The sequence below is a fragment of the Providencia sp. genome, assembly GCF_052096715.1.
In the GTDB taxonomy this organism is placed as follows: domain Bacteria; phylum Pseudomonadota; class Gammaproteobacteria; order Enterobacterales; family Enterobacteriaceae; genus Providencia.
Genome location: NZ_JBQDNB010000033.1, coordinates 1 through 15,057 on the forward strand (window position 1 = coordinate 1; position 15,057 = coordinate 15,057).

16 protein-coding genes are annotated in these 15,057 nt (G+C 37.2%); 7 read left to right on the forward strand and 9 right to left on the reverse strand.

What is annotated here, in order from left to right; translation table 11 throughout:
* Positions 1-104: 104 nt before the first annotated feature.
* The gene (gene gmhB, locus ACTH6U_RS18630; protein WP_294106947.1) at positions 105-671 is read right to left on the reverse strand and encodes a D-glycero-beta-D-manno-heptose 1,7-bisphosphate 7-phosphatase; all 567 of its coding nucleotides are present in this window, start codon (positions 669-671) and stop codon (positions 105-107) included.
* Positions 672-841: 170 nt separating this feature from the next.
* Between gmhB and metN the strand changes: the two genes are divergently transcribed.
* The 6 genes from metN to proS all read left to right on the forward strand — a co-directional run bounded on the left by metN (position 842) and on the right by proS (position 6,505).
* Positions 842-1,873, forward strand: a complete 1,032-nt coding sequence (gene metN / locus ACTH6U_RS18635; protein WP_336430536.1) for a methionine ABC transporter ATP-binding protein MetN — start codon at positions 842-844, stop codon at positions 1,871-1,873.
* Complete coding sequence (gene metI, locus ACTH6U_RS18640; protein WP_294106945.1) at positions 1,866-2,519, forward strand: methionine ABC transporter permease MetI; 654 nt, start codon at positions 1,866-1,868, stop codon at positions 2,517-2,519. Before metN ends, metI begins: the two co-directional genes overlap by 8 nt.
* A 60-nt stretch (positions 2,520-2,579) precedes the next feature.
* Positions 2,580-3,401: a MetQ/NlpA family lipoprotein gene (locus tag ACTH6U_RS18645; RefSeq protein ID WP_294106943.1), complete on the forward strand. Its 822-nt coding sequence runs from the start codon at positions 2,580-2,582 to the stop codon at positions 3,399-3,401.
* A gap of 125 nt (positions 3,402-3,526) precedes the next feature.
* Complete coding sequence (rcsF, locus tag ACTH6U_RS18650) at positions 3,527-3,928, forward strand: Rcs stress response system protein RcsF (RefSeq protein WP_294106941.1); 402 nt, start codon at positions 3,527-3,529, stop codon at positions 3,926-3,928.
* Positions 3,929-3,934: 6 nt separating this feature from the next.
* The gene (gene tsaA / locus ACTH6U_RS18655; protein ID WP_294106939.1) at positions 3,935-4,654 is read left to right on the forward strand and encodes a tRNA (N6-threonylcarbamoyladenosine(37)-N6)-methyltransferase TrmO; all 720 of its coding nucleotides are present in this window, start codon (positions 3,935-3,937) and stop codon (positions 4,652-4,654) included.
* 120 nt (positions 4,655-4,774) lie between these two features.
* Positions 4,775-6,505 carry a proline--tRNA ligase gene (proS, locus tag ACTH6U_RS18660; protein ID WP_441832882.1) on the forward strand — a complete coding sequence of 577 codons (1,731 nt, stop codon included), beginning with the start codon at positions 4,775-4,777 and terminating at the stop codon, positions 6,503-6,505.
* Positions 6,506-6,595: 90 nt separating this feature from the next.
* Here the strand turns inward: proS and chbG are convergent, their stop codons facing one another.
* From chbG to nlpE, 7 genes are all read right to left on the reverse strand, one after another.
* Entirely contained in the window at positions 6,596-7,351 is a 756-nt protein-coding gene (gene chbG / locus ACTH6U_RS18665) for a chitin disaccharide deacetylase (protein ID WP_441832883.1), read from the reverse strand.
* Positions 7,352-7,404: 53 nt separating this feature from the next.
* Positions 7,405-8,757: a 6-phospho-beta-glucosidase gene (locus ACTH6U_RS18670; RefSeq protein ID WP_441832884.1), complete on the reverse strand. Its 1,353-nt coding sequence runs from the start codon at positions 8,755-8,757 to the stop codon at positions 7,405-7,407.
* A gap of 112 nt (positions 8,758-8,869) precedes the next feature.
* Positions 8,870-9,733, reverse strand: coding sequence for a transcriptional regulator ChbR (chbR, locus tag ACTH6U_RS18675; RefSeq protein ID WP_294106931.1), 864 nt, complete (start codon positions 9,731-9,733; stop codon positions 8,870-8,872).
* 44 nt (positions 9,734-9,777) lie between these two features.
* Positions 9,778-10,122 (reverse strand): PTS N,N'-diacetylchitobiose transporter subunit IIA, encoded by a 345-nt coding sequence (chbA, locus tag ACTH6U_RS18680; protein ID WP_294106930.1) that lies wholly within the window; start codon positions 10,120-10,122, stop codon positions 9,778-9,780.
* Between the two features lie 139 nt (positions 10,123-10,261).
* Entirely contained in the window at positions 10,262-11,620 is a 1,359-nt protein-coding gene (chbC, locus tag ACTH6U_RS18685; RefSeq protein WP_294106929.1) for a PTS N,N'-diacetylchitobiose transporter subunit IIC, read from the reverse strand.
* A 112-nt stretch (positions 11,621-11,732) separates the two neighbouring features.
* Positions 11,733-12,053 carry a PTS sugar transporter subunit IIB gene (locus tag ACTH6U_RS18690; RefSeq protein ID WP_294106927.1) on the reverse strand — a complete coding sequence of 107 codons (321 nt, stop codon included), beginning with the start codon at positions 12,051-12,053 and terminating at the stop codon, positions 11,733-11,735.
* A gap of 386 nt (positions 12,054-12,439) precedes the next feature.
* Complete coding sequence (gene nlpE, locus ACTH6U_RS18695) at positions 12,440-13,096, reverse strand: envelope stress response activation lipoprotein NlpE (protein WP_294106926.1); 657 nt, start codon at positions 13,094-13,096, stop codon at positions 12,440-12,442.
* Between the two features lie 272 nt (positions 13,097-13,368).
* On the opposite strand from nlpE, the gene rof reads away from it, so the two are divergent.
* Positions 13,369-13,632, forward strand: a complete 264-nt coding sequence (gene rof / locus ACTH6U_RS18700; RefSeq protein WP_294106924.1) for a Rho-binding antiterminator — start codon at positions 13,369-13,371, stop codon at positions 13,630-13,632.
* 69 nt (positions 13,633-13,701) lie between these two features.
* Here rof and tilS read toward each other — a convergent pair whose 3' ends face one another.
* On the reverse strand, positions 13,702-15,054 hold the full coding sequence (tilS, locus tag ACTH6U_RS18705; RefSeq protein ID WP_441832885.1) for a tRNA lysidine(34) synthetase TilS: 1,353 nt from the start codon (positions 15,052-15,054) through the stop codon (positions 13,702-13,704).
* Positions 15,055-15,057: the final 3 nt, after the last annotated feature.

The window sequence follows — 15,057 nt, forward strand, 5'->3', positions numbered from 1 at the left end:
TGTCTTGTTCCCGGTCAGTGGATGCGCATTATAGGGAGTCAGAAAATTCTGGCAAGTGTTTTTTTGAAAAACTTTTTCAACCGCTGACTTATTACCCAAAACGCCTATTTTTTGATTCTTTTTAAAGCTTCTGGTAGCTCTGCGATGCTATTTATAACAATATCCGCACTCGAAATTGCTTCATCTGTTACTTTTTGACCACTTTTAACCAGTACAGTCGTACCGACATGTGCTGCTTTCCCTGCTTGTATATCAGCAAGTTTATCGCCAACCATAATAGAGGCAGCCATATCGATATCTAAAACTGATTGTGCATCTAGTAACATACCCGGTTTTGGCTTACGGCAATTACACTCTTCTCGGTATTCTTCTATTGTTGCTTCAGGATGATGAGGACAAAAATAAATTCCATCAAGTTCTACGTCTCTATCTGCCAGCGACCAATCCATCCATTCCGTTAATTGCATAAATTGATCTTCAGTATAAACACCACGACCAATGCCTGATTGATTAGTGACTACAACGAGTGCATAACCCATTTTTTTCAATTCAGCCATAGCTTCAATAGCACCTTCGATAAATTGAAAGTCATCTATTTTATGCACATAGCCGTGATCGATATTAATTGTACCGTCTCTATCTAAGAAAATTGCTGGTATACCTTTACTCACCTGTTTGCTCCTCTAACTTGAATGTTTTTTAGTATCTCACGAAAAGAAAATAAATGAGAATAGAATAAATAGATCAAACTTTATTGACTTAGACGTCTAGACGCCTTAACATCCAAGTATATTAGATACACTATCTAAATAACTATTTTGGTAAAAGTCAGAAAACATAAATGATAAAGCTCTCAAATATAAATAAAGTTTTCCAGCAAGGAAGCCGTAACATTCAGGCGCTAACGAATATTAGCCTGCATGTACCTGCTGGTCAGATATATGGCGTCATTGGTGCATCAGGGGCTGGAAAAAGTACGCTCATTCGTTGTGTAAACATGCTTGAACGTCCAACATCAGGCCAAGTGATTGTAGATGGTCAAGATTTGACTGCACTACCTGAAAAATCAATAACAAGAGCACGTCGCGGTATTGGCATGATTTTCCAACACTTTAACTTATTATCATCACGTACTGTTTTCGATAATATTGCACTACCTCTTGAATTGGACAATACACCTAAAAATAAAATTAAAGAGCGTGTTAATGAATTACTTGAACTGGTTGGCTTGACTGATAAAAAAGACGCATATCCAGCAAACCTTTCAGGGGGACAAAAACAACGTGTTGCTATTGCCCGCGCACTAGCTAATTCGCCTAAGGTTTTACTTTGTGATGAAGCAACGAGCGCGTTAGATCCTGCAACTACTCGTTCTATCCTTGAGTTGCTTAAAGATATTAATCGTAGATTAGGATTAACTATTTTACTTATCACTCATGAAATGGATGTTGTAAAACGTATTTGTGATCAAGTTGCAGTCATCAGTGATGGTCAATTAATTGAGCAAGATAAAGTCAGCGCAGTTTTCTCTCATCCGAAAACGCCTATTGCTCAAGCATTTATTAAATCAACTTTAGTTATTGATATTCCTGATGACTATAAAGAGCGTCTGAAAAATGAACCAGCTCAAGATTTATCACCATTATTAAAACTTGAGTTCACAGGCCAATCTGTTGACGCACCTTTAATTTCAATGGTGGTTCGTAAATTTGACATTGATATTAATATATTAAGCTCGCAAATTGATTACGCAGGTGGTGTCAAATTCGGCGTGATGTTAGCAGAATTACACGGCGTTAATGGTGGAATTGAATCCACAATTGAATTTTTAAAAGAACACCATGTAAAAGTAGAGGTTTTAGGGTATGTCTGAGGGAATGATTGCACTGCTTATATCAGGAACGATTGATACGATTATCATGACCATCGTTTCTGCCATTTTAGGCTTCATTATGGGTGTACCTACTGGTGTTTTGCTATTTATTACACGTCGTGGGCAAGTGATGGAAAACACTCTTCTTTATAGTGTCATTTCATCTGTAGTGAATATTTTCCGTTCCATTCCATTTATTATTTTATTAGTTTGGATAAGCCCATTTACCAAATTTCTTGTTGGGTCAGCTATTGGAATAGAAGGTGCGATAGTCCCATTGACTGTTGGTGCAATTCCTTTTATAGCACGCATGGTAGAAAATGCATTATTAGAAGTTCCAAGTGGTCTAATTGAAGCTTCAAGAGCAATGGGTGCAACCCCATTACAAATTATTAGAAAAGTTTTATTACCTGAATCATTACCTGGGATCATTAACGCAGCAACGATTACCTTAATTATGTTAGTCGGCTATTCCGCAATGGGTGGTGCTGTTGGTTCTGGCGGTTTAGGACAAATTGCAATGCAGTACGGCTACTACACTTATAATCCAATGATTATGAATACCGTTCTTGTGTTGTTAATTATCTTAGTATTCATCATTCAATTTAGTGGTGAATATTTAATGAAGAAAGTGTCACATAGATAGTCTGTAAAAATAGCAGCGCCGTTAGGGTGCTATAAAAGAAAGTGTTTATAGGGGTCAATTATGTCTATCAAGTTAAAATCTATTGCAGTAGTCGGCGCGCTATTAGGCTCATTAGTTCTTGTTGGCTGTGGCGAAAAAGAAAAAGATCCAAATAGTATTAAAGTCGGTGTGATTATGGGCAAAGAGTTAGAAGTTGCTGAAGTTGCACAAAAAGTCGCTAAAGAAAAATATGGCTTAAATGTTGAGTTAGTTGCATTTAATGATTTTGTTTTACCAAACGAAGCTTTAAGTAAAGGTGATATTGATGCGAATGCATTCCAACATAAACCTTATCTTGAACAACAAATTAAAGACCGTAACTATAAATTAGTGCCAGTAGGCAATACGTTTATTTACCCAATTGCAGCTTACTCTAAACAAATTAAATCTGTTGATGAACTAGCTGATGGAGCACAAGTCGCTCTACCAAATGACCCAACTAATTTAGGTCGTTCTTTATTACTGCTGCAACAACAAGGCTTAATTAAATTAAAAGATGGCACAGGTTTGATGCCAACTGTTTTGGATGTTGTTGAAAATCCAAAAGGCTTAAAATTTGTTGAGTTAGAAGCACCACAACTACCTCGTTCACTTGATGACCAAAAAATCGCATTGGCAATCATCAATACCACTTGGGCAAGTAGTGCAACACCAAAATTGACTCCAGCAAAAGATGGTTTATTTGTTGAAGATAAAGATTCACCTTATGTAAACGTTATTGTTGCTCGTGAAGATAATAAAGATAGCGAGAATGTGAAGAAGTTTATTCAAGCATATCAATCAAATGAAGTAGCAAGTAAAGCAAATGAAGTCTTTGATGGTGGTGCAGTTAAAGGCTGGTAATCTTTTATATTGGTAAAAAACTGTTTAATATACTAGATGGCTTCGTGCCATCTAGTATTTTTTGTAATATAGATAAACTACATATAGCGAAGAAATTTTATAAACATATAAGAAAGGTATAATTTATGAGACTGTTATTGCTCACCTTAGCAGCTTTTGTTTTAGCTGGGTGTGGAATTAATCAATACACGAGTCCAGGGCAAAATAAAGGTTTCTCTAGTATGAAATTGTCTAAACCAGTGCCTAGCGTTACTAAAGCAGACACAGCCAATGTAAAACTAATGAATAGTCCTGAGGAATTGTTAGGAATGCCCTTTAAAGATTTAGGGGTTGTCTCAGGTGAATCATGCAGAGAAAGTGTTCAAAGCCCACCAGCAAACCTCAATTCAGCAAAAACGAGTATGCTAACTCAAGCAGCCTACATTGCTGCTGATGCCGTGCTATTACACCAGTGTCAAACCATGACTTCGCCAGGCTGTTATCAAGCAACAATCTGCGAAGGTAGTGCACTACAAATTGTTGAATAATCAAAAATGCAATCTTTCCAATTTAATGCCATTGGGCATATAGAGTCACCATATAAGGAAAAGTTTGCCATTCCACGCCAACCTGGACTTGTTCCAGGTGGCTCTGGACGACTACATTTACACCCTCCTTTCAATGACCAAAACGCAATCAGGGGATTAACCCAATTTAGTCATATTTGGGTATTATTTGTTTTCCATCAAACCATGGAAGGGGGTTGGAAACCTTTAGTTCGCCCGCCAAGACTTGGTGGTAATGAAAAGCTTGGCGTATTTGCAACACGTTCAACTTTTAGACCTAACCCAATTGGTATGTCGCTTGTTGAACTCAAGGGTGTTATTACAAAAAATAATCAAGTCATCTTAGAGCTCGGTAGCCTTGATCTTGTTGATGGAACGCCAGTCATTGATATTAAACCGTACTTGCCTTTTGCTGAGGCAATTACAACGGCTGAAGCTGGATATGCGCAAGATGCCCCATCAGATAACATGCACGTTATTTTTAGTTCTCAAGCACAAAAAGAGCTGCAAATATATCAAAATGAATACCCTGGGCTTGCACAATTTATCGAACAAGTGTTAATGCAAGACCCTCGTCCTGCTTATAAAAAACAATCAACTGAAATTCGTGATTATGCAGTTCATCTACTCGATTTTAATGTTCGTTGGCGCGTCATTGATAGTGTGACTGAAGTATTCTCCATCGAACGTAATGAAAAAAACATTTAACCCCTTTTGACAATTCACCGTCACTGGTAGACTAGCTCTCTATAATGCTGCATAGCAGCCATAATTTATTTGGTAAGCACGCCGCCTACCAAAATTTGTTGTTCTAATGGAACCTATACAATGCGTACTAGCAAATATCTGCTCTCAACTCTAAAAGAGACCCCTGCGGATGCAGAAGTTATCAGTCATAAACTGATGCTGCGTGCAGGAATGATCCGTAAACTTGCTTCTGGTCTTTATGACTGGCTACCCACAGGTGTGCGTGTTCTGCGTAAAGTAGAAAATATCGTTCGTGAAGAAATGGAAAATGCAGGCGCTATTGAGGTGTCATTACCTGTCGTGCAACCTGCTGACTTATGGCAAGAGAGTGGACGTTGGGAGCAATATGGTCCTGAATTACTGCGTTTTGCTGATCGTGGAGAACGCCCTTTCGTTCTTGGCCCTACCCATGAAGAAGTCATTACAGATTTAGTTCGAAATGAAATTACGTCTTATAAACAGCTTCCTTTGAATCTGTTTCAAATCCAAACTAAGTTTCGTGATGAAGTTCGCCCACGTTTTGGTGTAATGCGTTCACGTGAATTTATTATGAAAGATGCATATTCCTTTCATATAAATCAAGAATCACTACAAGAAACTTACGATGAAATGTATGCGGCTTATAGCAAAATTTTCACCCGTATTGGTTTTGATTTCCGTGCAGTTTTAGCAGATACCGGCTCTATTGGTGGCAGTGCTTCTCATGAATTCCAAGTTCTTGCACAAAGTGGTGAAGATGATGTTGTTTTCTCAACAGAGTCTGATTTTGCGGCGAATATTGAATTTGCAGAAGCCGTTGCTCCAGCGATTGAGCGTGCAGCACCAACTGAAGAAATGCGTCTTATCGACACGCCAAATGCAAAAACGATTGCTGAACTGGTAGAACAATTCCAGTTACCGATAGAAAAAACAGTTAAAACACTGATTGTTCATGCAAAAGAAGATTCGAGTCATACATTAGTTGCATTGTTAATTCGTGGCGACCACGAACTTAATGAAATCAAGGCTGAGAAACATCCTTTAGTTGCCAGCCCATTAGAATTTGCAACTGAAGAAGAGATAAAAAAAGCCGTTAATGCAGGCCCGGGTTCTTTAGGCCCAATCAATATGCCATTACCTATCGTCATTGACCGAAGTGTCGCTGTAATGAGTGATTTTGGGGCCGGTGCTAATATTGATGGTAAACACTATTTTGGTATCAACTGGCAACGTGACCTAACATTACCTAGTACTTTTGATTTACGTAATGTGATTGAAGGTGATGCTAGCCCAGATGGCAAAGGAACATTGCTCATTAAACGTGGTATTGAAGTTGGTCATATATTCCAACTTGGAACAAAATATTCCGAGGCTATGAAAGCGTCAGTGCAAAACGAAGAAGGCCACAACCAAATCGTTACTATGGGTTGTTATGGTATCGGTGTAACACGTATTGTTGCTGCCGCTATCGAACAAAGCCATGATGAGCGCGGAATTATTTGGCCAGATGCCATTGCACCATTCCAAGTAGCTATTTTACCGATGAATATGCATAAATCATATCGCGTTAAAGAAGTTGCTGAGAAAATGTACGCAGATCTAAAAGCACAAGGTATTGATGTGATTTTTGATGATAGGAAAGAGCGTCCAGGCGTGATGTTTGCTGACATGGAACTGATTGGTGTCCCATATACTATTGTTATTGGTGACCGTAATTTAGATAACAATCAGGTTGAATACAAAGCTCGCCGTAGTGATGATAAAGAACTCGTTGGTCTTGATAATGTAGTGACTTTCCTAAAAGGAAAACTGGCCTCGTGCCTGAAAAAGTAACTGATTAACGATCTAAATTAATAAAATTAAAAAAGCCCGAACTCAAGATAATCGATAATATTTATCATCTATTAGAGTTTGGGCTTATTATTAAAGATCTAAATACGAACCAAGTTTAAAACCACGTTCTAAAATTTGAGCATTTAGCGCTGCTGACGTTAACACATCTAGTTCAATTAACCGCTGATAAGCATAATTACTTTTCAATAACGCATTATCAATATATGCAGGATGGCTCATCACTTCAATTGAACTATCTCCACGTTGTTTTGACTCATCAAGTATCTTAAGAAATAAAGATTCTGTAATTTCATCGCCATAAAAATCACTACTAAAATAATCCGTACTCGTGACCGAATAAGACATTGGTGGCCAATTTTTTTCTAATTGGCGATCAACCCGCAGGGCAATGCCTTTTTCTTGTGCAAAATTAACAACAATAGGAAAAATACCCGCGAGCATATGAACGTGGTGATGACTATCAATATGACTTGGTTTTCGACCAAACACTTGTACAAAATAATCATATTGACGATGTAATTCTTGCTCAATTTCGTCTAATGCTAATTCACTCGAATCTATCTCCCATAGCCACTTACCTAACATTCCCTCGCGGGTTAATGATGGTATCGATGATAATGGCGTTCCAGCAGTTAATACAAAATGCATACCAACTGCTAGCGTAGGATATTCATGGCTTAATTTAGCCGCATGGAGTATACCTGGCATATTCATCATCGCACTTGTCGAATGAACAATACCATTTCGATGAGACTCAATAATGCCATAATTAACTGCCTGACATAGCCCAAAATCATCGGCATTAACAATCAATAACGATGTCATTATTATTTCCTTCTATTTACCCAGATAACTAGCTTTACCGCTAATAATCGTATTTACTTTTCTTGCTCAAGCTGCTTTATTGCTTTTTCAAATTTAGGAAGATGCTTTTTATGTGCAATTACCAACTCTTTTGCTATTAGACGAGCATCTTTGTCAGAATGTATTAAAGGATTAAGGTTCATTGCTAATAAAATATCATTAAAGTCGCCATTAGTTGCAGCGCGACTTGTCGCAATTTCAAAACCTTTGATAGTGTAAATAAGCCCAAGCACTTTATCATCAAAATGTGTGATTCTAGGGTGTGGTGTCGCACCATTACGCCCTAAAGTACAGGTCATTTCTACAGTCCAGTCTGCTGGAATATTATCAATATTACCTAGATGCGGAATATTTACATAATGTTCAGTATTTTTGTCATTGTAAATTGCATTAATAACTTCACAAGCAGCATCTGAATAATAAGCCCCACCTCGTAATTCTAACTCTTTTGGTTTCACATCTAGCGAAGGATTTTTATAAAGCTCAAATAACTGGTGCTCTATTTTTTGTACAATTTGAGCCCTTGCTCCACCTTTGTAATACTCACCAAGCTCAATCGCCAACATTTCTTTAGGTTTAAAATAATATAATAAATATGAGCATGGTATTAAATTTAATGAACGGATCAGCCCTTCATCAAAGGCTAAATCTGTAATATTTTTAACCGAGTTAGCACTTAATGTTCCCGATGCAATTCCATCTAATAACTCATTAAAACGTGATTTGCCATTAACAATAACGTCTTTAATAAAAACCATATGGTTTAAACCAAATAAGTCGATTGATAATTCGTCTTTATCCGTTAAATTCAGCACATCTGTAATAAACATTTTCATACCAATTGGAATATTACATACCCCAATAAAACGTTTGAAATTTGTATGTCGATAAACTGCTTCTGTGACCATACCAGCTGGATTAGTAAAGTTAATGATCCATGCGTTAGGACATATTTCTTCAACGTCTTTTATAATGTCAAAAATAACAGGGATCGTACGTAGCCCTTTAAAAAGTCCACCAGCACCATTAGTTTCTTGCCCTAAATAACCATACTTTAATGGTATTGACTCATCGATTTCTCGCGCTTTTAATTGGCCAACTCGTAACTGAGTTGTCACAAAATCAGCATCTTTCAGCGCTTCTTTACGATCCAGTGTTTTATACACTTTTAATGGAATATTAGCGTGCTTAACCATTCGCTGACAAAGGTCAAAGATAATATCTAACTTCTCTTTTCCCTCTTCGACATCAACAAGCCATAATTCAGTTATTGGAAGTTCATGATAACGCTTAATGAAACCCTCTAATAGCTCAGGAGTATAACTACTACCACCACCTATAGTAACAATTTTCAATTTTTTAGTCATATTAACTCCATATAACCTTGTATTTTAAGTATAGAAAAGCACACCATTTTTAATTAAAAATGGTTGTGCTCAAAAAATTCAGCTAATTAAAGCTAATTACATCAGTGAATATTTAACCGCCGACACGCTGTTCAACGCTAAAAAGATTTTTTCGGTAATCGCTTGGAGTTAATGATGTTGACTCTTTAAATTTCTTCACGAATAAGCTTGGGCTACTATATCCAGATTCAAAAGCAATATCTGTAATTGTATAATTTGTTATTTCTAATTGTTTTTTTGCAAAATTGATTCGAATATCATTAATAAGTTGCATTGGCGTTTTGCCATAAAAACGTTTAGTAACTCGAGTTAGATACTCTTGAGATTTACCCGTAATTGTAATCATGTTTTGTAATGCACTTTCGCTAAACATAGCAATATCATGCATTTCTTCCAATGTCGTTTTAAGCCACATAGGTGCATCGTCTTGCAGGCTTTTTTCACGATAATGACGCAATCTGTTGACCACATTAAATGTCACTAACTCGACAAATTCATTAAATTCACTATCACGAAAGTTTAGTGATGCGATTACTGACTCAATATAAGCCATAAATTCATTTTTTAATTGATACCCTTGAGAGGCAACAAAGCAACTAGGAAGTAATGACAAATAATGTTTGTCAAAAAATGACTTACTTATTCCAACATTTAATACTCTGGTTGCGCCAAAATCATAAGAGCTTTTATGATTAGAGCCTATTGGTAAGAAAACAAAATCGCCTCTTTCCAATAAAACCCGTTTACCATTAATTATTTGATAGCAGCGTCCAGTTAAAACAATCATATATTCATAATAATCATGTTGATGTAACCCAGTGGCACTTTCAATCTTATTATAAATAACGACATGAAAGGTTTTATTATTAAAAAGCTCACGTTCTTGAACTAATTTAATATCCGCAGCAATGTCTGTTCTATTCATTAATATCTGCATTATAATCTCCTTTCTATCGGTTTGCTTTTTACCTGTTCAACCTTTTAACTATTTATTTTTCCATGAAGCTCAATTAACTCAGTAATTAACTCACGTGCTAACATCGCATTCATTAAATGGTCTTGAGCATGAACAAGCACTAGGCTAACTTTTACTCGCCCTTCACCCATATCGTCTTCAATTAATTTTGTTTGTACTTTATGTGCTTCATTCAAAGCAGAATGAGATTGCTCCATTAAACTTTTAGCTGTAGCAAAATCACCTTCTTTGGCTTTTTTTAGTGCAGTATAAGCAAGACTTCTTGCTTGACCTGCATTAATAATTAGCCCCATAACAACTTCTTCTAACTCACTTACTGTATCGTCTTGAATATCATCTAATTCAAACATAACTTTATCTCTTTCATAATGGAAAAATATCTTTGTCATATGCAAGTTGCATGGTGATCTACTACATTTCATCACTCAAACTAACTTCGTTTATCACTAACATGCAACTTAACTTATTTTTTGATTAATTCCTCTAGCTTCAAAATTTCAATGAATTAGCAATATCTTCTTCACTTTCTTCTTCATCAATCGTGTTCTGTGCCTTATTCGAGATGACAACAAATGGTAAGTAAACCAGTACCGCAACACCAAGGTTAAACAAAGCAAGCAATAGAGCGGCCACGCTACCATTAGTGTTAAAGAATGCAGCTAGTCCTGTTGGCATTGTCCAAGGTGCAATATTTGTGATCGGCGGGATAATCCCTAAGTAATAAGCGGCGACCATAATTCCTGCAAGTAAAGGTTGAATAAGAAGAAATGGGATAAACATTACAGGGTTCATGATAATAGGCAGTCCAAAAATAATAGGTTCATTAATTTGGAATATACCCGCGGGTAGTGCCAACTTAGCAACTTGACGATGATCAGCACGTCGTGATGCAATAAAGATAGCAATAATTAACCCAAGCGTTGCCCCTGTACCCCCTAAGAATACGTAAGAATCCAACATAGGCTTAGCCCACATATGGAATGACTTACCCGCAGCGATTGCGGCATCTACCGAACCGTATTCAGCATATAAGGAGACGTTTTCTAATGCCCATGGCGTCATAATACCACTATCAAGCGCCGTTAATGCCAACGAACCATGAATACCAAAAAACCATAATAGTGACGTGAATACCACATATGCCCAACCGACAACGTTACCCATTGAGGCGAGTGGTGTTGAAACTGAATCCATGATTATTTGGTGAAAGTTAGTACTAATGCCACTCAATGACCATGAAATTATCCCCATAATAGATAGGATAATAAAGCCAGGAATTAATGCAGAGAATGAACGAGCAACTGAAGGAGGTACGCTATCAGGTAATTTAATGACCCAGTTACGACGAACTATGAAGGTAAACATTTCGGCTACAACTAACCCTAAAATAATACCCGAAATAATATTTGCACCACCGAGCCAGTTGGCACCAACAGCATAAGCACCATTAACTTCATAAGGGGTCACGGTCATAAATGAAGCTATAGCAAGCAGACCTGCAGCGAGTGGATCAACCTTGCGTTCTTCAGCTAATGCCATCGCAATAAAAAAAGGTGTCATCAATGACATAATACCGAGGGTTCCGTTATAGACATTCCCCCCAATTCCTTTAAATCCATTAATTGTTTCTATCGTACTCGGTTCTAATCGAACCCCCATAGAATAGAAAAACGACCCGACATCAAAGCTAAGAAAAACGTTATTAATAAGAACAAACATTGCCCCAACTAAAGTCAGTGGCATAATACGAATAAAACCATTCTTTATTGCATTAACATGAGGCTGCTTTCCCAGTCTTACCGCGAATGGGAGGAGTGCCTTTTCAAGCGAATTTATTGCGAGACTCATAAGAATACCCTCAATTTTTGAGTGTGCTCCATTTTCTAGTGACAACCCTGTAGTGATAGTCTCATAGTGATGGAGTCATTATTTAGTAGAGGTAGTAAGTAGCTCTCTAAGTTTAATTTGTCGTTTTATTTTTAATTGCTGCAACTGCGGCTTTTAATACACCAAGACCATCAACTTTCCCATACAATAACGAGTCGATAACCACAACAGGTTTACTCGGTAATAACTTTTGAATATCGTCTAACATCCAAGCAATTTGAGGTCCCAGTAACACTAAATCCGCATCAACACCTTTTTCAGCGGCCAAACTTTCTGGGAAGGCCTCAATATTGACTGGAACATCATATTTTTCTGCCTGAATTCTCATTTTGTTAACTAATAGAGAAGTAGACATTCCAGCAGAACAAAATAAGTAGATATTTTTCTTGTTCATTCTTTATCCTTAAGCAGTTCTAATTATTTTTTGGTTTCTTCTGTAATTTATAAATTTTTTTATAGACTTATGTTTTTTTGTCTTAAGCACATAAAGCCACTAAATTACTTCTAGTTGAAGGCAGTATACGTACATTCCCTATTTTTCGATATTTCATTGTTATCTATAATTGTCTCTCATTGACCTATTGCCATGACCCTCTTCACATTTATGCAAATATTTCGCGTCAATTAAAAAGTTATACTGATATCAAAAGCACATCTTTTTTGGAATAAGTAAAAAAATCAGAGTATTTTCATGAATTTTAATTATTTAAACGACAAAAAGGCCCAATGATATAAGCATTGGGCCTTTAAAATTTAGGAGAGTAAGGTTAGATCATTAAATTATTGGCAAGCAGCAGTCTTATCAAATTTAGCTTTTCCGGTTGGAATAAGTGCTGAGTCAAACTGACCATCTTCCATAGAAGGGCGTACTGAATAATAACCTTCCACCTCAACGTATACAGGTGTGCCACCTTCTACACCTGTTTCACTATAGCCTTTTTCGAGTTCAATACCTGATACGGAATATTGACGGCCAGACTCACATTCAGTAAATACTGCCGCATCCGCCATGTAGCGGTATTGCCCCACTTTTTTGCTTGGTGTGACTTGATTTAAGGTATAATTCATCTGAGTTTCAATAGGATTACCTTCCAAATCAAGTAAAGTGACCGATTTACCATCTGCTGCTTTAGCAAAATAAGTTAGGTCATTTTTTTCATTCGTTAAGCGTAATTTTTCACCGTCCACATCCCATTTACCTGCATCATGGAATGCACGATTACCTTCTTTTGTACCCATATAAATCAACTGTTCGACGTAACTGCCATCTTGGTTAACTAACAGAGTTGCCTCAATACCAGAACAGTCTGCACAAGGGATAACGCCAGTATATGCATTATCAATTTGTGCCGTATTTGGATTTTTCGCTGCACTTTGACAACCAGCTAATGTAACTGTACCGACCGCCATTAAGACTAATAATAGTGACTTATTCATTATAATTCCCTTGTGAACATTCATGTTTAACTCTTTAACTAATAACAACATCGTATCATCTCAGGCAGCAAAAAGATGGGGCACATAAGATAATTAGGACATTACTGATAAAATACGTTATTCATTAATTTAATGAATAAGAATTGTCTTTTTCATCTAGCGCCGATTATAGTTATTAAAATTACTATGCTATTATCGTATTAAGCATGTTTTTGCTTGATACAAAATGTTCAAGGCGGCAATAACCGCCACTAACACAGTGGTGAGGGAATATGTCTACAGATACTGAATATCAACCTATCAATTGTGATGATTACGAATATCTAGAAATCGCATGCCAACGCCAGTTGAAGTTACAGATTAAACTTAATGGCGGAGAGAATATTGAAGGGCAAGCCAGTGATTTGCTTCTGCGTAAAAAAGTAGAATACCTGATTGTTGAAACACATGATGGCACAATGGAGCTACGTTTGGATTGTATTAATACCTTCAGTCATCCTGAAATCGGCACGATAATTGTCGACCACTCTCACTAATACTCGCAGTTGAGTTCTTCTATGCCCCTTATGATGGTCACAGTCATAAGGGGTTTCTCATTCTAGTCATTACAACGGTATTTGAAATTCATCATTTTTTTGCCAATCAATCGCAATACCGAGTTGTTCTTCGCCAATATAACCCGCTGGCGTCACAAAGCATCCTACCGCTGTAATTAACTCATCATTATAATAAACCAAAGGTGTCCGCTCACGCATCCAAGGTGCAATACCTAATTCCTGCCATATTTTTTTACTATTTCGAGAATGAGTACGGCCTACAATGTTAATAATTCCTTGTAAACCAAAGCGCACTGTCACTTTTTCATGTTGATATGGTGGACGGATTTGTCCCTGCCCTTGCATAATATAGAGCTTACCAAGGGATTCAGGCAAAATGAAACTTTCTGGATAATTCCAATCATATTGTTTATTCGCTAACGAACTAATACGCCTGACGATCCACAAAGCGCTTTCATAACGCCTTATTTCAACATTTCCTAACCGACAAATAGGCTCCGCATCTTGACGCGCTAATGCGACTTCCTGCCAAATACGCTGTAATTGGTTAAAAGGTGGCATCGGTAATTGATGTAAACCTATCCAACGACGAATTAAGGCATTTCTTTTTGCGATTGAGCAATCATGCAGACTATCAATAAATAAGCCGCCACGATAATCCATCATTTCATCGAGGATATCTTGCAATAACTCATCAAGTAACGATTCTTGCTCGGCACACAAAGAAGCGCTACGCGCTATCGCATTCGGAAAATGTGGCCAACGAGCTGATAGTAAAGGCATTATACGTAATCGAAGATAATTTCGATCATATTTATCGTCTTGATTACTGTCGTCTTCAACCCAACGTAATTGATTGTCTTGAACATAATGTTCTAAATTAACACGAGCAATCGACAATAAAGGACGCAGTAAATACGTTATGCCGGCTGTTATAGCAAAAGGTAATAATTCAGGCATGGATGATAATCCTGCCGGGCCACTTCCACGTTTAAGCGCTAACATAAACGTCTCCGCTTGGTCATCTAAATGCTGCGCAGTAACAATAATTTCATCATCGAGTAACTCGTCTCGATAAGCTTGATAACGAACCTCTCGTGCTGCGGCTTCCAATCCATTGTTGGCAGGATCAACCAAAACATGGCAACAAATAAAAGGGATATCCCATTGTTGACATAATAAAGCGCAATGAGCTTCCCAAGAATCTGCTTTAATATTCAAACCGTGGTGGACATGAATTGCTCGAATTTGTAGTGATGGATGGCAAGTTTTTTTTATTTGATAAAGGGCATGTAGTAGGACAGTTGAATCAATACCACCGCTGAATCCAACGAGTATTTTTTTAAAATCACCAATTTTACTGAATACCTGCTCAATAATGAGCTGTGATTGCTTATCCATTAC